Annotated in this window: 19 protein-coding genes; 9 read left to right on the top strand and 10 right to left on the bottom strand. The window is 69.3% G+C overall.

Features of this window, described 5'->3' with window-relative positions:
* Window positions 1-366 precede the first annotated feature (366 nt).
* The 6 genes from ACWGH1_RS07895 to ACWGH1_RS07870 form a co-directional block, all read right to left on the bottom strand.
* Window positions 367-1,770 carry an 8-oxoguanine deaminase gene (locus tag ACWGH1_RS07895; RefSeq protein ID WP_453354638.1) on the bottom strand — a complete coding sequence of 468 codons (1,404 nt, stop codon included), beginning with the start codon at window positions 1,768-1,770 and terminating at the stop codon, window positions 367-369.
* Window positions 1,771-1,960: 190 nt separating this feature from the next.
* Window positions 1,961-2,884, bottom strand: a complete 924-nt coding sequence (gene pucL / locus ACWGH1_RS07890; RefSeq protein ID WP_453354639.1) for a factor-independent urate hydroxylase — start codon at window positions 2,882-2,884, stop codon at window positions 1,961-1,963.
* A 5-nt stretch (window positions 2,885-2,889) separates the two neighbouring features.
* Complete coding sequence (gene uraH / locus ACWGH1_RS07885; protein WP_453354640.1) at window positions 2,890-3,309, bottom strand: hydroxyisourate hydrolase; 420 nt, start codon at window positions 3,307-3,309, stop codon at window positions 2,890-2,892.
* Window positions 3,306-3,818, bottom strand: a complete 513-nt coding sequence (gene uraD / locus ACWGH1_RS07880) for a 2-oxo-4-hydroxy-4-carboxy-5-ureidoimidazoline decarboxylase (RefSeq protein ID WP_453354641.1) — start codon at window positions 3,816-3,818, stop codon at window positions 3,306-3,308. The genes uraH and uraD overlap by 4 nt, the downstream gene beginning before the upstream one ends.
* A 155-nt stretch (window positions 3,819-3,973) precedes the next feature.
* Window positions 3,974-4,372 (bottom strand): helix-turn-helix domain-containing protein, encoded by a 399-nt coding sequence (locus tag ACWGH1_RS07875; RefSeq protein WP_453354642.1) that lies wholly within the window; start codon window positions 4,370-4,372, stop codon window positions 3,974-3,976.
* Window positions 4,369-4,623, bottom strand: coding sequence for a hypothetical protein (locus tag ACWGH1_RS07870; RefSeq protein ID WP_453354643.1), 255 nt, complete (start codon window positions 4,621-4,623; stop codon window positions 4,369-4,371). Before ACWGH1_RS07870 ends, ACWGH1_RS07875 begins: the two co-directional genes overlap by 4 nt.
* Before the next feature lie 126 nt (window positions 4,624-4,749).
* Here ACWGH1_RS07870 and ACWGH1_RS07865 point away from each other — a divergent pair, with 126 nt between their 5' ends.
* From ACWGH1_RS07865 to ACWGH1_RS07850, 4 genes are all read left to right on the top strand, one after another.
* A complete protein-coding gene (locus ACWGH1_RS07865) occupies window positions 4,750-5,583 on the top strand; it encodes a TIM barrel protein (RefSeq protein WP_453354644.1) in 834 nt (277 codons plus the stop codon).
* Window positions 5,584-5,658: 75 nt separating this feature from the next.
* Window positions 5,659-6,558, top strand: coding sequence for a 2-hydroxy-3-oxopropionate reductase (locus ACWGH1_RS07860; protein ID WP_453354645.1), 900 nt, complete (start codon window positions 5,659-5,661; stop codon window positions 6,556-6,558).
* Between the two features lie 235 nt (window positions 6,559-6,793).
* Window positions 6,794-8,251 (top strand): catalase, encoded by a 1,458-nt coding sequence (locus ACWGH1_RS07855; RefSeq protein ID WP_453354646.1) that lies wholly within the window; start codon window positions 6,794-6,796, stop codon window positions 8,249-8,251.
* Window positions 8,252-8,851: 600 nt separating this feature from the next.
* Window positions 8,852-9,205, top strand: coding sequence for a VOC family protein (locus ACWGH1_RS07850; RefSeq protein ID WP_453408521.1), 354 nt, complete (start codon window positions 8,852-8,854; stop codon window positions 9,203-9,205).
* Window positions 9,206-9,462: 257 nt separating this feature from the next.
* Here ACWGH1_RS07850 and gcl read toward each other — a convergent pair whose 3' ends face one another.
* A complete protein-coding gene (gene gcl, locus ACWGH1_RS07845) occupies window positions 9,463-11,250 on the bottom strand; it encodes a glyoxylate carboligase (RefSeq protein WP_453357361.1) in 1,788 nt (595 codons plus the stop codon).
* A gap of 258 nt (window positions 11,251-11,508) precedes the next feature.
* Between gcl and ACWGH1_RS07840 the strand changes: the two genes are divergently transcribed.
* Together ACWGH1_RS07840 and ACWGH1_RS07835 are read left to right on the top strand one after the other, a co-directional pair.
* The gene (locus ACWGH1_RS07840) at window positions 11,509-12,342 is read left to right on the top strand and encodes a hypothetical protein (RefSeq protein ID WP_453408520.1); all 834 of its coding nucleotides are present in this window, start codon (window positions 11,509-11,511) and stop codon (window positions 12,340-12,342) included.
* 43 nt (window positions 12,343-12,385) lie between these two features.
* The gene (locus tag ACWGH1_RS07835; RefSeq protein ID WP_453354765.1) at window positions 12,386-12,874 is read left to right on the top strand and encodes a glutathione peroxidase; all 489 of its coding nucleotides are present in this window, start codon (window positions 12,386-12,388) and stop codon (window positions 12,872-12,874) included.
* A gap of 52 nt (window positions 12,875-12,926) precedes the next feature.
* Here ACWGH1_RS07835 and ACWGH1_RS07830 read toward each other — a convergent pair whose 3' ends face one another.
* Window positions 12,927-14,606: an AMP-binding protein gene (locus ACWGH1_RS07830; RefSeq protein ID WP_453354764.1), complete on the bottom strand. Its 1,680-nt coding sequence runs from the start codon at window positions 14,604-14,606 to the stop codon at window positions 12,927-12,929.
* Window positions 14,607-14,649: 43 nt separating this feature from the next.
* Window positions 14,650-15,762 carry a winged helix DNA-binding domain-containing protein gene (locus ACWGH1_RS07825; RefSeq protein WP_453354763.1) on the bottom strand — a complete coding sequence of 371 codons (1,113 nt, stop codon included), beginning with the start codon at window positions 15,760-15,762 and terminating at the stop codon, window positions 14,650-14,652.
* Between the two features lie 140 nt (window positions 15,763-15,902).
* Between ACWGH1_RS07825 and ACWGH1_RS07820 the strand changes: the two genes are divergently transcribed.
* The 3 genes from ACWGH1_RS07820 (at window position 15,903) to ACWGH1_RS07810 (ending at window position 18,611) form a co-directional block, all read left to right on the top strand.
* Entirely contained in the window at window positions 15,903-17,000 is a 1,098-nt protein-coding gene (locus ACWGH1_RS07820; RefSeq protein ID WP_453354762.1) for a magnesium and cobalt transport protein CorA, read from the top strand.
* Between the two features lie 329 nt (window positions 17,001-17,329).
* Complete coding sequence (locus ACWGH1_RS07815) at window positions 17,330-17,860, top strand: SMI1/KNR4 family protein (RefSeq protein WP_453354761.1); 531 nt, start codon at window positions 17,330-17,332, stop codon at window positions 17,858-17,860.
* Window positions 17,861-18,026: 166 nt separating this feature from the next.
* Complete coding sequence (locus ACWGH1_RS07810; protein WP_453354760.1) at window positions 18,027-18,611, top strand: hypothetical protein; 585 nt, start codon at window positions 18,027-18,029, stop codon at window positions 18,609-18,611.
* On the opposite strand, the gene ACWGH1_RS07805 is transcribed toward ACWGH1_RS07810, so the two are convergent.
* A complete protein-coding gene (locus ACWGH1_RS07805; RefSeq protein WP_453408519.1) occupies window positions 18,596-19,855 on the bottom strand; it encodes a tyrosine-type recombinase/integrase in 1,260 nt (419 codons plus the stop codon). The genes ACWGH1_RS07810 and ACWGH1_RS07805 overlap by 16 nt on opposite strands.
* Window positions 19,856-19,860: the final 5 nt, after the last annotated feature.

Genomic DNA, 19,860 nt, shown 5'->3' with positions numbered 1-19,860 from the left:
GCGAAAGCTGTGCGAGTCGAGCCTGTTTTAAGTTGTGTCGGTGCTGGGTGCCGTGGTGCCCCGGGAGTTGTGGAAACGGTTCGCCCGAATCGGTTCCGCGCAGGGCGGTACGGCGGTACGGCGGCGGGGTGGCGGGGGCGCAGTGGCGCAATGGGTTTCACTGCGATGCGGTGTCACGAGTCACGAGTCACCGTGCCCGGGAGCGCCTTCGGAATCTTTCCTCGGGCGCTTCCCGGGAACGGCTGCCGCGGACCCCGCTCGGGTCCGCGGCCGCCGGCCGGGGGCCGTCCCCCCCGGCCGGACTTCTGGGGGGACCTTCCCGGCGGTGGCCGGGTGCGGGTCCCTTCGGCGGAAGCCGGGGAGGAATCAGCCCTGGGCGGTGATGCGCGCCAGACGCCGGGCCTCGTCCCGCGTGGACACGGCGATCGCGTCCTCGTCGGCGAAGAGCAGCCGGTTGTCCTCGACGATCTGCTTGCCGTTGACCATCGAGAGGGTCACCGGGGCGGCCGCGCCGAACACGAGCGCGGTGACCGGGTCGGCGATGGAGGAGTGGGCCAGGGTGCCCAGGTTCCACATCACCAGGTCGGCGAGCTTGCCGGCCTCCAGCGAACCGATGTTGTCGGCGCGGCCGAGGACCTGGGCGCCACCGTACGTACCCAGGCGCAGGGCCTGGCGCGCGTTCAGGGCGCGCTCGCGGTGGACGGGGTTCAGGCGGTTGATGAGCAGCGCGTTGCGCAGCTCGGTGTGCAGCTCGCCGGACTCGTTGGAGGCGGTGCCGTCCACGCCGAGGCCGACCGGTACGCCGGCGGCGAGCATGTCCGGTACCCGGGCGATGCCGGCCGCCAGCCGGGCGTTGGAAGAGGGGCAGTGCGCGACGCCGGTCCTGGTGCGGGCGAACGCGGCGATGTCGGAGTCGTTCATGTGGACGCTGTGCGCCATCCACACGTCCTCGCCGAGCCAGCCGGTCGACTCGAAGTAGTCGGTCGGGCCCATGCCGAACAGTTCCTTGCAGAACTGCTCTTCCTCGACGGTCTCGCTGCCGTGCGTGTGCATGCGCACGCCCAGGCGGCGGGCCAGCTCGGCGCCCTGCCTGAGCAGCTCGGTGGAGACCGAGAAGGGCGAGCACGGCGCGACGGCGACCTGGGTCATCGCGTCGAAGGAGTGGTCGTGGTGCTTCTTGACCGTCGCCTCGGTGTCGGCGAGCGCGCCTTCGAGGGTCTCGACGGCGTGGTCCGGCGGCAGGCCGCCGTCCTTCTCGCTGCGGTCCATGGAACCGCGGGCGAGGGTGAAGCGGACGCCCATCTCGGACGCGGCACGGATGATCGCGCCGGAGAGGTCGCCGGAGCCCTTGGGGTAGACGTAGTGGTGGTCCATGGCGGTGGTGACGCCGCCCTTGGCCATCATCGCCAGGGAGCCCTGCGCGGCCGTGTAGACCATCTGCTCGTCGATGCGCGCCCAGGTCGGGTAGAGCGCGACGAGCCAGTTGAAGAGGTTGTGGTCGGTGGCCAGACCGCGCGTGATCCACTGGTAGAAGTGGTGGTGCGTGTTGACCAGACCGGGAGTCACGAGGTGCCCGGTGCCGTCGATCCGGCGGACGACGTTCTCGAGGTTCTCGGGGGCCTTGCCCGCGCCGATGGACTCGATCTTGTTGCCGGCGACGACGATGTGACCCGAGGCGTATTCGGTGTCGTTGGCGTCGACGGTCGCGATCGCACAGTTCTCGATGACGATGCGCTCGACGGCGCTGTCCGGGGCTGCCGATGCTGCCATGGGACTTCCTCGTGCTTTCAGTGGCGGTACGGGCCCGGCAAAACCCAGGGGAATTGAGTGCCGGAGCCGGGGGCCTTGGCAGCTGACAGTACTGCCGCCCCTGGGGTGCGTCCGGGTGCCGATTCAGGAAGTTGTGGAGGTGTCGCGCCGTCCCGGGGCCACTGCGGAGCCCCGGGAGACGCGTACCGCATCAGAGGTTGGTCATGTCCACGGGGATACGGGCGTCGACGCCGTCGCGCAGGACCGTCGCCTCGATCAGACCGTACGGGCGGTCCGCCGCGAAGTAGACCTCGTTGTCGTTCTTGAGGCCGAAGGGCTCCAGGTCGACGAGGAAGTGGTGCTTGTTCGGGAGCGAGAAGCGGACCTCGTCGATCTCCGAACGGTGGTTGATGATGCGCGAACCCATCTGGTACAGGGTCTGCTGGAGCGAGAGGGAGTAGGTCTCGGCGAAGGCCTCGAGCATGTGCTTGCGGGTCTCGGCGTAGGACTTCTCCCAGTTCGGCATCCGCTGCTCGTCGTCCGACCAGTTGAAGCGCCAGCGGGCCGACACCTGGGTGGCCAGGATGCGGTCGTAGGCCTCCTTGAGGGTCGTGTACTTGTCCTTCACGTAACCCCAGAACTCGGAGTTCGTGGAGTTCATGACGACGAGGTCCTTGAGGCCGGAGATGACCTCCCAGTTCGTGCCGTCGTACGTGACCTGGGTGACCCGGGTCTCCATGCCCTTGCGCACGAAGGAGTGCTTCACCTCGTCCGACCCGATGAACTTCGAGTTGGCGTCGGAGGTGGGGATCCGGTCCCAGGCGTACTCCTCGATCCGGATGCGCGCACGCTGGATCGGCTCCTGGCTGTTGACGAACCAGCGCGCCAGGTGGATGCCGAACTGCTCGGCGGACTCGATGCCGTGCTCCTTGGCGAACGCGTACACCGTGTTCTTGGTGGTGTCGGTCGGCAGGCAGTTGGCGTTCGAGCCGGAGTAGTGGACGTCGTCCATGTCGCCCGAGAGGGCGACCGAGACGTTCAGGTCCTTGATGTGGTGGGTGTCGCCGTCCCGCGTGATCTTGACTACGCGGTTCTCTGCTTTGCCGTACTGGTTCTGGCCGAGAATCGTGGGCATGTCTGCTAGCTCCCTCGGTAAACGGAGTAGCCGAACGGGTTGAGCAGCAGCGGTACGTGGTAATGCTCGCCCGGGTTCACCGCGAAGGTGATGGTGACCTCGGGGAAGAACGCACCGCTGTCCCTTACGCGGGGGGCGTCCTGCTGCGCCTCGGCTTGCTTGTTCGAACTGTTCTCGCCCAAGCCGTTCTTGGACGAGAAGTACGTCTCGGTCTCGAAGTCGAGACGCACGTGGGTGGTGCCCTCCGGCAGGGCCGGGAGGTCCTTGCAGCGGCCGTCCGCGTCGGTGGCGGAGCCGCCCAGGGGCTTCCACTCCCCGTCGAGGCCCGTGCGGGCCGACAGGGAGATGGCGACGCCCTCGGCGGGACGGCCGATGCTGGTGTCCAGGATGTGCGTGGACACCGAAGCCGTGGTGTCGGTGCTCATGCGCTCTCTTCCTCCACGAGTCGGGTCAGACGGATCCGGTTGATCTTCACGAGCTCGCCGCGGGCGATCTCCCGCTCCTGCTCCGGCGAGTTGCCGATCCGTACCTTGACCGCGTCCCGCATGAACTCACCGGTCGCACCGGTGGCGCAGATGAGGAAGACGTGGCCGAACTTCTCCTGGTACGCCAGGTTGAGTTCGAGGAGCTCGGCCCGCAGCTCCTCCGAGGCGCCGGCCATGCCGCGCTGCTCGCGGGCGGAGGTCGGGTCTCCCGGCTTCGGGCGGCCGATCGGCGCGTGTCCCGCCATCGCCTCGGCCAGGTCCTCGGCGGTGAGCTCCGCCATGGCGGACTCGTTGGCCGAGAAGAGCGCCTCGACGGTGGTGAAGGGGCGCTGGGCGAGCAGCTTGCTCCCCCAGGCCGAACTGGCGCACACCTCGTGCAGCACGGCCGTGGCCGCACTGTCGTCCAAGGTGTTGAACCGGGTGAGACCCGGGGTCGGACTCGAAGTCACGGTAGGCCTCCGTGGCCTGTTGTTGCTTTTGACGGGCTGCGCATAGCTAACGCCCTCGACAACACCCCGTCAACACTTTGTTGAAACTTCCCGTACACAAAAGCCGCCGCCCGGGTGAATCGGACGGCGGCTCGTCACTGCGGGTCAGTGGGCATTCACTGCCGGCTGTTCTTACCGGAGCCCTTGGTCGGGCCGGAATCCCTGTTCAGGTAGTTGTAGACGGTGAAGCGGCTCACGCCCAGGGCGCCGGCGACCGTCTCCACGCCGTGCCGCACGGAGAAGGCGCCGCGCGCCTCCAGTATGCGCACCACGTCCTGCTTGGACTTCCGGTCGAGCTGCGCCAACGGTACGCCGTGCCGGCGCTCCAGCGCCGCCAGGATGTGGTCCAGCGAGTCGGAGAGCTGGGGCAGGCGCACGGCGAGCAGCTCCTGGCCCTCCCAGCTGAGCACGACGTCGTCGGGCTGCGCCTGGGCCGGGTCCATCAGCTCGCCGCCCATCGCGTCGACCAACGGCTTGACGGCGGTGACGAACGGGTGATCGCGGGGCTCGGTCATGGGGTGGTGCCTTCCGGGATCACATTGACCTGGAGCGACACGCGCGTGGCCCCGGCTTCCAGCGAGTTGCGCAGCAGCGCGGCCACGGCGGTCAGCACCTCGCCGGACTCGCCCTCCGCGGTGTTGCCGAACGGGCCGACGTCCACCGCGTCGAGCCGCGCCGCCTGAATCACCTCGCGCGCTGCCACGGCATGGGCGGGAGCCTCTTCGAGGTCGAAGGGCTCGGTCGTGAACTCCACTCTCAATCGCACGCGGGCCAAGCTACCCCGCAGCTGGGACTTTTCGGCAGTGCGCACTTGACAGCCACGCGAACCTCGATGCAGTCTTCCATCAAGCAGAAACTAACTTCCGCAATACGGAAGGAGCGCACACCCCTCATGGGATACACGGACCAGCGCTTCGATGTAAACCTTTCGATCCTCTTCACGGAACTCCCGCTCCTGGAGCGTCCTGCGGCTGCCGCCGCGGCCGGCTTCACGGCGGTCGAGCTGTGGTGGCCCTGGATCGAGACCCCCACCCCCGCCCGGGCGGAGCTCGACGCACTCAAGAAGGCTCTTGAGGACGCGGGCACCCAGCTGGTGGGCCTGAACTTCTACGCCGGCCGGCTGCCGGGCCCGGACCGCGGCGCGGTGTCGGTCCCCGGTGAGGAGTCGGACCGCTTCAACGCCAACATCAACGTGGCCGCCGACTTCGCGGCCTCGGTCGGCTGCAAGGCGCTGAACGCCCTCTACGGCAACCGCGTCGACGGCGTGGACCCCGCGGTCCAGGACGAGCTGGCCCTCGAGAACCTGGTCACGGCGGCCAAGGCCGCGGACCGGGTGGGCGCGGTCCTCCTGATCGAGACCCTCAACAAGCCGGAGTCGCCGCTCTACCCGCTGGTGAGCGCCCCGGCCGGCATCGAGGTCGTGGACAAGGTCAACGAGGCCACCGGTCTCGGCAACGCCAAGTTCCTGCTCGACCTGTACCACCTGGCGATGAACGATGAGGACCTCTCCGAGGTCATCGAAAAGTACGCCGCCAAGACCGGGCACGTCCAGATCGCCGACAAGCCGGGCCGCGGCGCCCCGGGCACCGGCGAGCTGCCCCTCGAAGAACTGCTCGACCAGCTGAAGAAGGCCGGATACGAGGGCTACGTGGGCCTGGAGTACAAGGCCGCCGACGCGGCCGCGTCCTTCGAGTGGCTGCCGGCCGCGGCCCGCGCCGCCAAGTAGGCGGACCAAGTCCGGGCGATCAGCCAGGCACCCCCCGCACTTTTCGTACAAAGCATTAAGAGAAGGACCCTCATCATGAGCACCTCCCCCGCGCTTCCCTCGATCGCCTGGATCGGTCTCGGCATCATGGGCTCCCCCATGTCCGAGAACCTCATCAAGGCCGGCTACCCGGTCACCGGCTACACGCTGGAGCAGGACAAGCTGGAGCGCCTGGCCGCCGCCGGCGGCACCGCGGCCGGCTCGATCGCCGAGGCCGTCAAGGACGCCGACGTGATCATCACGATGGTGCCCGCCTCCCCGCAGGTCGAGGCCATCAACTACGGCCCCGAGGGCATCCTCGCGAACGCCAAGTCCGGCGCGCTGATCATCGACATGTCGTCGATCACCCCGCAGACCTCGGCCGACCTCGCGAAGAACGCCGCCGAGAAGGGCATCCGCGTCATCGACGCCCCGGTCTCCGGCGGCGAGGCCGGCGCCATCGAGGCCGTCCTGTCGATCATGGTGGGTGGCGAGCAGGCCGACTTCGACGCGGCCCTCCCGATCCTGGAGACGCTCGGCAAGACCATCGTCCTGTGCGGTCCGCACGGCTCCGGCCAGACGGTGAAGGCCGCCAACCAGCTCATCGTCGCGGTGAACATCCAGGCGTGCGCCGAGGCCGTCGTCTTCCTGGAGAAGTCGGGCGTGAACCTCCAGGCGGCCCTGGACGTCCTCAACGGCGGTCTGGCCGGCTCCACGGTCCTGACCCGCAAGAAGGACAACTTCCTGAACCGCGACTTCAAGCCCGGCTTCCGGATCGACCTGCACCACAAGGACATGGGCATCGTCACCGACGCCGCCCGCAACGTCGGTGCGGCCCTCCCGGTCGGCGCGGTCGTCGCCCAGCTGGTCGCCTCGCTGCGCGCCCAGGGTGACGGCGGCCTGGACCACTCGGCCCTGCTCCGCGCGGTCGAGCGCCTCTCCGGCTCGCAGGTCTGACGAGCCCGCGGCCCGCCCGCCGGGCCGCGCTCTTCCCCGTCCGCGGGGATCCGAGTTTCCGGATGGTGCCGGTGCTGACACCTGTCCTGTCGCGCCCAAGCGCCGGCACCGTCCGGATCACCTCCCCACTCTTTCTTTCAACAAACTGTTGACGTCGTGTTCACGCCGAAATTAGGCTGTTCCGCATGACGGAAGACGCCTTCCGTCTCAGCAGTTACCCGTACGGAAGGTCACCATGTCGAAGCGCACGCTGACGACCGAGTCCGGCGCCCCGGTCGCCGACAACCAGAACTCCGCCACCGCCGGCGTCGGTGGCCCGCTCCTGATCCAGGACCAGCAGCTCCTTGAGAAGCTCGCCCGCTTCAACCGTGAGCGCATCCCGGAGCGCGTGGTGCACGCCCGCGGCTCGGCCGCGTACGGCCACTTCGAGGTGACCGACGACGTCACCGCGTACACCAGCGCCGCCTTCCTGAACACGGTCGGCAAGAAGACCGAGACCTTCCTGCGGTTCTCCACCGTCGCGGACTCCCTCGGCGGCGCGGACGCGGTCCGCGACCCGCGCGGCTTCGCGCTGAAGTTCTACACCGAAGAGGGCAACTACGACCTCGTCGGCAACAACACCCCGGTGTTCTTCATCAAGGACCCGATCAAGTTCCCCGACTTCATCCACTCCCAGAAGCGCGACCCCTTCACGGGCAAGCAGGAGCCGGACAACGTCTGGGACTTCTGGGCGCACGCCCCCGAGGCGACGCACCAGATCACCTGGCTGATGGGTGACCGCGGCATCCCGGCGTCGTACCGCCACATGAACGGCTACGGCTCCCACACCTACCAGTGGACGAACGAGAACGGCCAGGCCTTCTTCGTCAAGTACCACTTCAAGACGAACCAGGGCATCCGCTGCCTGTCGTCCGAGCAGGCCGCCGAGCTCGTCGGCAAGGACGCCAACTCGCACCAGACGGACCTGCTCCAGGCCATCGAGCGCGGTGTGAACCCGAGCTGGACCCTCTACGTCCAGATCATGCCGGCCGCCGAGGCCGCGGACTACCGCTTCAACCCGTTCGACCTCACCAAGGTGTGGCCGCACGCCGACTACCCGCTGCAGCGCGTGGGCCGGCTGGTCCTCGACCGCAACCCGGACAACGTCTTCGCCGAGGTCGAGCAGTCCGCCTTCTCCCCGAACAACTTCGTCCCGGGCATCACCGCCTCGCCGGACAAGATGCTCCAGGGCCGCCTGTTCGCGTACGCCGACGCCCAGCGCTACCGCCTCGGTGTGAACCACACCGTGCTGCCGGTCAACGCCCCGAAGGCGACGAAGGCCGACAACTACGGCCGCGACGGCGTCATGGCGCTGCGCAACGGCTCGCGCCACGACAAGAACTACGAGCCCAACTCGTACCAGGGTCCGGCCGAGACCGGTCTGGCGCTCGGCGCCCCGAAGGCCGTCTCCGGCTACACGGGCACCCACGAGGCCCCGGCCCACACGAAGGACGACAACTTCTTCCAGGCCGGCGAGCTCTACCGACTGATGTCGGAGGCCGAGAAGCAGCGTCTGGTGGCGAACATCGCGGGCGGCCTGTCGCAGGTCACCCTCGAGGACGTCATCGAGAAGAACCTGGCTCACTTCCACGCCGCGGACGCCGACTACGGCAAGCGCGTCGAGGAGGCCGTCCGCGCCCTGCGCGACGCCTGAGCCACCCGGCTGTACCGGGGGCCTGACGGGAGGTCAGGCCCCGGGTGCTGAGCCCGGACCGCGGACCCGGATGAGGGGTGGTACGCGGTACGGGCGGACAGCGCCGGCCTTGCGGCCGGCGCCGCGTGAGGACCGTGGCGAGCGTGCGAGCCAGTGCGGTGGTAATGGGTTCCGAGGCCCGTCTCTTGACCTGAGGGAGACGACGCCGGAGTTCTCGTCGCCCGCCCGCCACGGTCCCAGCCACTTGTGTACAGGGGCCACGCACAGAGTCCCCTGTACACAAGTCCCAGCCCCGCCCGGCGGCGCGAACGTCCTGTCGCGCCAGCCTCGCACCGTCGGGCGGTCAAACCCAAAGCGCCGAGTCACGGACGGTCCCGTGACCCGGCGCTTTGTCGTGCGCGGGCGGCGATCCCCCGCCAGGTCCACCGGTGCGTGCGCGAGCTCCGAAGCAGTGGCCTCGTCCGCGCACCCCGTCGGGCACGCCGTACAAGCCGCCGTGACCTCGGCGGCCTCTTTGGAGCCGGGCCAGCTCGACTCCGGGTGCCGAACGCCGGGCTGCGGGCCTGTTTTTCGGAGTCCCGGCAGCTCTAGGATCGGCAGATGACCTTGGAATGGGAACAGGTAATCGTTCACTCCGCAGATCCGGCGGCCTTGGGGCAGTGGTGGGCCGAGGCTCTTGGCTGGGTGGTGGTCCACTCCTCCGATGACGAGTTCGAGATCCGCCCGGCGCCGGAGCGTCTGCCGGGGCTGGAGTTCGTCCGGCTCGAGGAGGCCAAGAAGGCCAAGAGCCGACTGCACCTCGACTTCAGGCCCGATGACCAGGCCGCCGAGGTGGCCCGTCTGGTGGCTCATGGCGCACAGCGCGTCGACATCGGCCAGGGTGACCAGTCGTGGGTCGTACTGGCAGACCCCGAGGGCAACGAGTTCTGCGTCCTCGGGCAGCGCCGCCAGTAGCGCTCACGCGCCGGACGGACCCATCAGCAGGCTCGGGCCCCCGGTCCCTCGTACGCGCCCGGGAACCGGCCCTGCGGCGTCCGCCTGACGTGATCCGGGCCCGGTCGCGGAGGCCCCGGCGCCATCCCCGTCCGGCGCGCCCTCCGCGGCCGCGTGCACGGCACGGCGGAGCGGCCGGCCCGGGTGCGAACGACGAACGGCCCCCGGAAACCTGGCGGTTTCCGGGGGCCGTTCGTTCGTGCGGTGACGCCGGTGGATCAGGCCGAGATCGGACGGATCGCGGTCGGGGCGTGGCCCGGCTCGGTCGCCAGCTCCTCGAACTCGGTGACGTCGCTCATGTCGACCGTCTTGCTCATCGAGATGTTGGTGACGCGCTCCAGGATCGCCTCGACGACGACCGGGACGCTGTACTCGGCGGCCAGCTTCTTGGCCTCCTCGAAGGCCGCGCCCAGCTCGTTCGGGTCGGTGACGCGGATCGCCTTGCAGCCGAGGCCCTCGACGACCTTGACGTGGTCGACGCCGTAGACGCCGAGCTCGGGCGCGTTGATGTTCTCGAACTCCAGGTTGACCTCGAAGTTGATGCCGAGACCGCCCTGCGCCTGGCGGATCAGGCCCAGGTAGGCGTTGTTCACCAGGACGTGGACGTACGGGATCTTGTGCTGCGCGCCGACTGCCAGCTCTTCCAGCATGAACTGGAAGTCGTAGTCGCCGGAGAGCGCGACGACAGGGTTCTCCGGGTCGGCGGAGGCGACACCCAGCGCGGCCGGGATGGTCCAGCCGAGCGGGCCGGCCTGGCCGCAGTTGATCCAGTGGCGCGGCTTGAAGACGTGCAGCATCTGCGCACCGGCGATCTGGGACAGACCGATGGTGGTGACGTAGCGGGTCTCGGGGCCGAACGCCTTGTTCATCTCCTCGTAGACGCGCTGCGGCTTCATGGGGATGTTGTCGAAGTGCGTACGGCGCTGCAGCGTGCCCTTGCGCTCCAGGTGCGAGGCGACCCAGGCGCTGTAGTCCGGGAGCTTGCCCTCGGCCTTGAGCTCCTTGGCGATCTCGATGAAGAGCTCCAGCGCGGCCTTGGCGTCGGAGGCGATGCCGTAGTCCGGGGCGAAGATCTTGCCGATCTGGGTGGGCTCGATGTCGACGTGGACGAACTTGCGGTCGCCCAGGTAGGCGTCCAGGTTGTAGCCGGTGTGGCGGTTGGCCCAGCGGTTGCCGATCCCGAGGACGAAGTCCGACTCCAGGAAGGTCGCGTTGCCGTAGCGGTGCGAGGTCTGGACGCCGACCATGCCGGCGCTCAGCTCGTGGTCGTCGGGGATGACGCCCCAGCCCATCAGGGTGGAGATGACCGGGATGTTGGTCAGCTCGGCGAACTCGACGAGCAGGTCGGAGGCGTCGGCGTTGATGATGCCGCCACCGGCGACGATCAGCGGTCGCTCGGAGTCCAGCAGGAAGCGGACGGCCTTCTCCGCCTGGGCGCGGGTGGCGCGGGGCTTGTAGACCGGCAGCGGCTCGTAGGTCTCGGGGTCGAACTCGATCTCGGTCAGCTGGACGTCGATCGGGAGGTCGATGAGGACCGGGCCGGGACGGCCGGAGCGCATCAGGTGGAAGGCCTCCTGGAACACGCCCGGGACCTGCGCGGCCTCCAGGACGGTGGTGGCCTTCTTGGTGACCGGCTTGGCGATCGAGGCGATGTCGACGGCCTGGAAGTCTTCCTTGTGGAGCTTGGAGACCGGGGCCTGGCCGGTGATGCACAGGATCGGGATGGAGTCCGCGATCGCCGAGTACAGACCGGTGATCATGTCGGTGCCGGCGGGGCCGGAGGTACCGATGCAGACGCCGATGTTCCCCGGCGCGGTGCGGGTGTAGCCCTCCGCCATGTGCGAGGCGCCCTCGACGTGGCGGGCGAGGGTGTGCTTGATGCCACCGACGTTCTTGAGCTCGCGGTAGAACGGGTTGATCGCAGCGCCGGGGACGCCGAACGCGTGCGCGACACCCTCGCGCTTGAGGATCTCCACTGCAGCGGCGGCGGCTGTCATACGAGGCATCGAGGTCTCCTGCGGTGTGGCGGTCAGGCAGTTTCCGTCATACGGAAGTTTTGTTCTGCTATACGGAACAAGCTAAGCGGCGAGCTCTGCGCACGTCAAGGCGCTTCGGCACCCCGGAAACCACCAAAAGCCGCTTGTCGGTCGGTCGGTCGCACAAATCGGCGCCCACGTGGCGGGAAATCGAGCCCGCTCCCGTCGGGCCGGTCGCACGTGGTGGAGCATGGGGGCACGCACAGCGACGGAGGGGGTCCAGGTCTCATGGCGGAAGCGGTACCGGTGCGCTGCCCGGCGTGCCAGCGCGAGAACGGGTACACCGCGCCGGTCTACCCGTGCGCCTGCGGCAGCCCGATCACCCCGCCGCTGGACCTCGCGGCGCCCCCACTGCCGCTGACCCACCGCACCTGGAGGGACAGCTGGGTGACCGTACGGTGCGGGGCCTGCGGCAGGGAGAGCGAGTGGCCGCACCCGGAGGTGGGGTGCGGCTCGTGCGGAACGGTGGTGCTGGTTGCGGTGCACGCGCCGGATCCGCCGCCGGCGGACGCCGCTGCGCGGGGCGCGGCGGGCGCGGGGTACGACGTACGGCCTGACGGCGGCCGGGCGCACGGTTTCGGCCCGGCCGCCCACCGCCGGCCGGGGCCCGGGCACGACCGGGGGCCGGGCCAGGAGCCGGATCCGGACCACCCGCTGCCGGGGACGCCGGTGTCGCGGCCGCCGTTCCGGCCCGTGACCATCCGCACGGCCCGGGACGCGGTGGCGACGGCCGCGCTCTACCTGCGCTGGCTCGGCTTCCAGGACGTACGGCAGCCCGACGGGCCGCCGATCCCGTCGGCGGCGGTGGACCTGCGGGCTCCCGGCGTGGTCGCCCAGGTGGACCCGAGTACGGCGCCGGCCGGCCTGCGGGCGGTGGAGTGCGTGTGGCTGAACGGGCTGACGGCCTCCGCGACGAGCGTCTACTTCTCCCTCGCCGGGTACACCTCGGACGCCCGCTCGCGCGCCGACGACCTGGGAATACCGCTGTTCGTCATGGACCTCACGGGCATGCCGCAGCCGGTCAACGACCCGGCCGACGCACTCGTCGGTACGGGGCCCTAGTCTCGGGGGGTATTGCTTATCCGCGTCTGCCGAGGAGAACCCGATGGGCCTGTACGACATCCCGCTGACCACGCTGTCCGACGAGCCCACCAGCCTGGCCGCCTACAAGGGCAAGGCGATCCTGCTGGTGAACACCGCCTCCCAGTGCGGCCTCACCCCCCAGTACTCGGGACTGGCCCGGCTGCAGTTCAAGTACGAGGAGAAGGGCTTCACGGTCATCGGCGTGCCGTGCAACCAGTTCGGCGGCCAGGAGCCGGGCTCCGCGGACGACATCCAGACGTTCTGCGCGGCGGGCTTCGGGGTGACCTTCCCGATGCTGGAGAAGTCCGAGGTCAACGGCGAGCACCGGCACCCGCTGTACCAGGAGCTGGTGAAGACCCCGGACGCGGACGGGGAGGCGGGGGACATCCAGTGGAACTTCGAGAAGTTCCTGATCTCCCCCGCCGGTGAGGTCGTGGCGCGCTTCCGCCCGCGCACCGAGCCCGAGGCGCCCGAGGTGATCGCGGCGATCGAGGCACAGCTGTCCGCCTGATCGGAGCCGGGCCGAACTGATCCGGCCCGATCCGATCCGGCCTGATCCGGCCTCAGCGGAGGTCGGCCTCGTCGTACTCCGTGGTCGAGCCCGCCTCGGTGAGCTCCCGGAGCTCCACCCGGCGGATCTTGCCGGACACGGTCTTCGGAAGCTCGCCGAACTCGATGCGGCGGATCCGCTTGTACGGGGACAGCACGGCCCGGGAGTGCTCGAACAGCACCCGGGCCGTCTCCTCTCCGGGCTCCCAGCCGGCGGCGAGGGTCACGTACGCCTTGGGGACGGCGAGCCGCAGCGCGTCCGGGGCCGGGACGACGGCCGCCTCGGCGACGGCCTCGTGCTCCAGCAGGGCGCTCTCCAGCTCGAACGGGCTGATCTTGTAGTCGGAGGCCTTGAAGACGTCGTCGGACCGGCCCACGTAGGTGAGGTAGCCCTCGGCGTCGCGCGAGGCGATGTCCCCGGTGCGGTAGAGGCCGTCCGCCATCGCCTCGGCCGTCCGCTCCGGATCGTCGCGGTAGCCCGTCATCACCCCGGCGGGGCGGGTGCGCAGGTCCACGCAGAGCTCGCCCTCGTCGGGCGACTCCTTGCCGGTGACGGGGTCCAGGAGCACGATCTCGTAGCCGGGCGCCGGGCGGCCCATCGAGCCGGGCTTGACCGGGGCGCCCGGGAAGTTGCCGATCTGCAGGGTGGTCTCGGTCTGCCCGAACCCGTCGCGCACGGTCACGCCCCAGGCTTCGCGGACCTTCTCGATGACCTCGGGGTTGAGCGGCTCACCGGCCGCGACGGCCTCGCGCGGCGGGTTGCGGAGCAGGCCGAGGTCGGACTGGATCAGCATCCGCCAGACGGTCGGCGGGGCGCAGAAGGTGGTGACGCCGCCCCGGTCCATCTCCGCCATCAGCCGCTCGGCGTCGAAGCGGGTGTAGTTGTGCACGAACACGGTCGCGCCCGCGTTCCAGGGCGTGAAGAGGTTGGACCAGGCGTGCTTGGCCCAGCCGGGCGAGGCGATGTTGAGGTGGACGTCGCCGGGGCGCAGCCCCACCCAGTACATGGTGGACAGGTGTCCGATCGGGTACGAGGCGTGCGTGTGCTCGACCAGCTTGGGGCGGGCGGTGGTGCCGGAGGTGAAGTAGAGCATCAGGGGATCGTCGGCCAGGGTCTCGCCGTCAGGGGTGAACCCGCTGTCCGCCTGGTACATGTCCTCCAGGCGGCGCCACCCGGTGGGCACCTGGAGACCGGCGGCGATACGGGTGTAGGCGCCGGGCACCTCGTCGAACTTGCCGGTGTCCTCGGTGCGCGTGATGACGTGGCGCACCTGCCCGCGCTCGACCCGGTCGCGCAGGTCGGCCGCGCCGAGCAGCGGGGTGGCGGGGATGACGACCGCGCGCAGCTTCATCGCCGCGAGCATCACTTCCCACAGCTCGCGCTGGTTGCCGAGCATGACCAGGATCCGGTCGCCGGCGGCGACGCCCTGGGCGCGCAGCCAGTTCGCGGCCGAGTCCGAGCGCACGGCCAGCTCTCCGAAGGAGACCCCCCGGCTCGTACCGTCCTCCTCCACGATCCGCAGGGCGTCGGCACCGTTGCCGGCGGCGATGTGGTCGAACCAGTCCAGGGCCCAGTTGAAGCGTTCGGGGCGGGGCCAGGTGAAGCCGGCCCGGGCGGCTTCGTAGTCCCCGCGGCGTTCGAGCAGGAAGTCGCGGGCGGCCAGGAACTGTGCGGTGGCGCTGTTCTCCGTCATGTGAGGAATCGTGCCGCGTGGGGCTGTGGATCACTAGACGGCGTCAGCCGCGGATTGACCCGAAGCGGACGCGGACGCGGTCCTGGCCGGCGGGGCCGGTCCCCATCTCGGTGAGGAGCAGTTCCCCTTCGGCGACGATCTCGTCCTCGGCCGCCTTCGGCACCGCGGTCAGCAGCTCGACGGTGAGCACCCCCGCCTCCGCCGTCCAGAGCCCGGCGAGGAAGCCGTCCACGAGGAGGGTGCGGAAGGCCTGGTTGCCCGCCCAGCTGCGGCCCTTGAGCTGCGGGGGGACGACGCGGGTGCGGTCGGCGTGCGAGAGCAGGAGGTTGTCGAACTCGGGGAGGAAGCGGGGCGGGGCCGGGGTGTCGGGACCGGGCCGGGGCGCGTCGGGGAGGTCGAACAGCTCGACGCCGTTCTCGTCCCGGAAGGCGAGCAGGCGCGGGCGCAGCCGCTCGAAGGCCTCCCGGAGCCGGGTCAGGCCGGCCCAGGTCTGCATGTCCTTCACCGAGGCGGGTCCGAAGGCGCCGAGGTAGCGCAGCACGACGTCGTCCAGGCGCTGGGGCTCCCCCGCCGGGCGCCCGAGCCAGTGCTCGGCGGTGGTGAGCCGGACCTGGCCGCTTCGGCCCCACACGCCCCGGGGCGTGACCTGCACGAGCGGGAGCCGGCAGCGGGCGGCCACGGACAGCGCCTGCGGGTCGGCTCCCGGCCAGTGGGCGAGGAGCTCTTCCCGGATCTCCCCCATGGTGCGCGGCTCGGCCTCCACGAAGGCGCGCGCGGTCCGCGCCAGCCGGTCCAGGTCGACTCCGGTGAGGCCGGAGCGGAAGTTCCCGATCTCCCGGTCTCGGGCCCCTTGGACGAGCGGCCTGAGGGTGAGCGCGTCGTGTGCGGTGTGGGTGTGCAGGGTGGAGCGCATCGTGACCATGCGCACCACTTCCCGGGACTCCATCAACTGCGCCAGCTCGGCGGGGCGGAAGCCGGCGAGGCGGGCGTGCAGCTGGAAGTAGGGCGGCTGGACGTTCTGCGCCTGGAGCCCGACGAGGTGCGCGACGGCTTCGGCCGCGGACATCGGGGCGCGGTGCAGCAGCAGCTGGCGGGCGAGCGTGGCACGGTTGAGCGCGCGGGTGCCGAGTACCGGATGCGTGGTCGTGGAGGCCATGGCCGCACGCTAACGCGCCTTGCGGACACGTTCGGTCCGCAAGACGAACGGCCCTCCCTTTGCCCATATATCCTGCCCCTTGCCCCTAAACATCCGTTCGACGGGTCCCTGACCCACCGAGCCACCGGGAGCTGACTGCGATGCCGGAGCGCCCAGACCGCCGCCCCTCGCCGCGCACGGGCCGCCCGCGGCCCTCGCCGCCGACTCCGTCGGACCACCGCAGCGTGATCGACTCCGCGGTCTACCGCGACGGCCGCCGCGTGGCCTCCCCCGCCACCCTCGCCGACACCTTCCGGCAGCTGCGCGAACAGCCCGAGGGGATGGCCTGGATCGGCCTGCACCGCCCGACGGAGTCCGAACTCCACTCCCTGGCGTCCGAGTTCAACCTCCACCCGCTGTCCATCGAAGACGCCCTGGAGGCCCACCAGCGCCCCAAGCTGGAGCGCTACGGCGACACGCTGTTCGTCGTCCTGCGCGCGGCGCGCTACCTGGACGCGCCGGAGGAGGTTGACTTCGGCGAACTCCACATCTTCGTCGGCCCGGACTTCCTGATCACGGTCCGCCACGGCGCGGCCCCCGACCTCTCGGCGGTGCGCCGCCGCATGGAGGCGGCCCCGGAACTCCTCTCCCTGGGCCCGGAGGCCGCCCTGTACGCCATCCTCGACGCGGTGGTCGACGGCTACGCCCCGGTAGTGGAGGGCGTCCAGAACGACATGGACGAGATCGAGACCGAGGTCTTCCGCGGCGACCCCGAGGTCTCGCGCCGCATCTACGAACTCTCCCGCGAAATGGTCGAGTTCCAGCGCGCGACCCGCCCCCTGGTCGGCATGCTGCACGGCCTGATGGCCGGCTTCGCCAAGTACGGCACGGACGAGGAACTCCAGCGCTACCTCCGCGACGTCGCCGACCACGTCACCCACACCAGCGAACGCGTGGACGGCTTCCGCCAGGCGCTGACCGAAATCCTGACGGTCAACGCCACCCTGGTCTCCCAACAACAGAACGCCGAAATGCGCGCCTTGGCGGAGGCCGGCTTCGAACAGAACGAGGAGATCAAGAAGATCTCCTCGTGGGCCGCCATCCTGTTTGCACCCACACTGGTGGGAACCATCTACGGCATGAACTTCGAGACCATGCCGGAACTGCACTGGGCCGTCGGCTATCCCTTCGCAATCCTGCTGATGGCAGTGGTCTGCGTCAGCCTCTACGTCATCTTCAAGAAGCGCGACTGGCTGTAGACCGCACAGCAGAACCATTGATCAACTTAGCTCTTGCGAACGCTTAGAAGTGGCCCACAGGACCCCCTGGGGAGAATCTGGGGAGAATCCGCAGCCCGCCCGTGTCGGGTACTCCCCCGCACCTTGGGACTACCCCTCCCGCTCCGCCGACCACCTTCGACTGCACGCAACTACGGAGGGTAACGAAAGTGGGTGGCACAGCAGATGCTGTGCCACCCGTTGTCGCGACCAGGTCTGTCCCTGTCTCCCCCGACGACTACAAACCGGCAGTCGTCCAACAACCCAGCCCGTAGAGCGTCGATGTCCGACCCCCTGTCTAGCCTGTCTCCGTGAAGCCCACCGATGACCGCCAGTTCCCCGCCGCGCTCGCCACTGCGATGGCCGTTCGATTCGACTACGCCGACGGGAAGACCGGTGTCGACTTCGAACCCTTCCCGGCCTTCCTGTCCGCTGCCGAGACCACCGACTGGCTCCAGGCATGGACCGGAAACAGCGAACTGGACGGCAACGACTTCCGCGTGTTCGGACAGGACGGCACGGGCGGGTACGCCGCGATCTGGCTCATCCGCCCGAGCCGGCCACTGGCCGAGCAGCCCGTGGTCTTCCTCGGCTCCGAGGGCGAGACCGGTGTCGTCGCCCTCGACCTGGGCGACTTCCTGTGGCTACTGGCCGACGGCTTCGGCCCCTGGGAAGCCGCCACCTCGTACGAGCCCGGCTGGAAGGCTCGACCCAATCCGGAGTTGGCAGCCATCGCCGAAGGATTCGCACCGAACCAGCGCCGGTCGGCGGCAGCCGTGATCCAGCTAGCGGCCCAGGAGTTCCCCGACTTCGACGACACCATCATGCAGCTCTGCCGCTGAACCCAGCGTCGTCACCTGCACGACCGGCCGGAACCCTCGATCGGACGCGAGTGATCACCGCCGAACTCGCTGATTCGGCACGATCCCCACCACGGGGGAATGGGGGACGCTCACTCAAGTCACCACGCTCCTCTATCGCGTTCGAGCGTCGCTGTAGCCTCTGGCCATGAATCATGGGGAAGGCGAGGACGCGCTGGTTCTGGGGGCTCGCGAGATGCTGGCCACCGGACGCGGCGAGGAGGAGGTCTTCGCCGAACTGGCCGCGCGCACCGGTGAGTGGGACGCCTGCGCGTTGTCCCTATGTCTGGCCCTGGGAGTCCCCCGGACAGACGCCGAAGTCCGGATCCGCGAGGTTCGGCCCCTCTTCGAGGAGTTCGAGGTGGGAGAGGAAGACCTCGTCGCCATGCTTCTCGCCTGTGGGCACGTGTTCGTTGTGGACCGAGTACTGGACGGTCGCGGTGAGCGGATCCGCGACCTGTTGTGGACCGCAGCCTGTGCCCGCGGAGGCTTTCCTGGTGGCTTGATCCCCTGGTTTCGTACTGGGGAGCTCACGAAGATCTTCCTGCTCTTCGCGCAGACCCGGTTCAGGAACGGGCGGGGCTCACCTCCCGAGTTCTGGACGGCCATGGTTACGGCCGGGGAACTCCTGGCGACCGAGGACGGCCCGGACCGGGCGGAGGTGACGGCTGGACTGGAACATTGCCGGGCGCAGGCGACCGCTGTCGGTACGGGCTCTCAGAGGCTGCCGTGAGAGGAAACGAGGTCCTCAGGTACGTACTCGGGCACCGTACCGAGCAGCGCATCGATGGCCGCGCGGCCCTTGCCGCCGGCCTCCGGCATGAAGTGGGCGTAGTGGTCAAGGGTGATGGTCGGGCTTGAGTGACCGAGCCACCGGGCGAGCGTGACGATGGACTCGCCCGCTTCGAGGAGGACCGAGGCGTAAGTGTGCCGGAGCACGTGGAAGCCGTCCTTGCGTGAAGCCTTCCACCGCGCACCCTTCTCCCGTACGGGAATGACTCCGGCCGCGGCGAGGGCCGGCTTCCAAGCCTCGTCGTTGAAGATGTTGGCGCGGATGGCATTGCCGTACGTCGTCGTGAGGACGAGCGGGAAGCTCTGCTTCTCCCGGTCGGGCTCCGGTCCGCCCCAGGGGAGCTCGACGTCGACCGCCGGATGGTCGAGGAAGTACGCGGCCAGTTCCGTGGCCACAGACCGGGGCATGTCGACGATGCGCGTCTTGCCACCCTTGGGCAGGGCGAAGTAGAGCCGCCCGGAGAGAAGTTGCACCTGCCTGCGCACCCGGATGACACCGCGTTCGAAGTCGAAGTCCCTCGGCGACAGCCCGAACACCTCTCCCTGGCGCAGCCCACACCCCAGCGCGACGACGACCGCGATCCGGTAGCGAGGATTGATCACGTCCCGCACCCTCTGTGCCGTTGCCAGCGGCCACGCGTCACGGTCCTCGTCGGGGGCCTTCGGCCAACGCACCGTCTTGGCCCGCATCGGGTTGCGGACGAGGCGCTTGTCGTCGATCGCGGTCTCGAAGATGTTCGACAGCGAGGTGAGGATCTGCCGGGCGTACCGCGGAGAGCACTCGCCTTCGAGCGTGGCTATGTAGCCGCGCAGGACAGTCGCCGACACGTCGCGCAGCGCCACCGCACCGAGGTGCGGAAGGATGTGGAGTCGTACACGCTCGTCAACTCGTTTGACCGTGCCGGGCGCGCCGCGAACGCCGGCGCGCCAGTGGCGCGTGACGAAGTCCGTCAAGGTGATGGAACCGTCGCGCGGGTCGACGAACTCGCCTCGTTCGCTGTCGGTGCCAGACCTCCGCAGCCACCCCTTGGCGTCCTCCAGCACGTCGAACGACATGTCCCGGACGCCCGGGATTCCAGCGACACGATATCGGGACCCCTTGCCGTAGCGGGTCGTACGCTCACGCTTCCCGGTGACGGGATCCTTTTTCTTTTTGATCCAACGGTCTTCGATATAGCCGGCCAAAGAAT

This window comes from Streptomyces sp. NPDC054883, assembly GCF_053610645.1.
The sequence above is the reverse complement of the archived record's forward strand: the minus strand, read 5'-3'. Positions and strand labels throughout refer to the sequence as shown.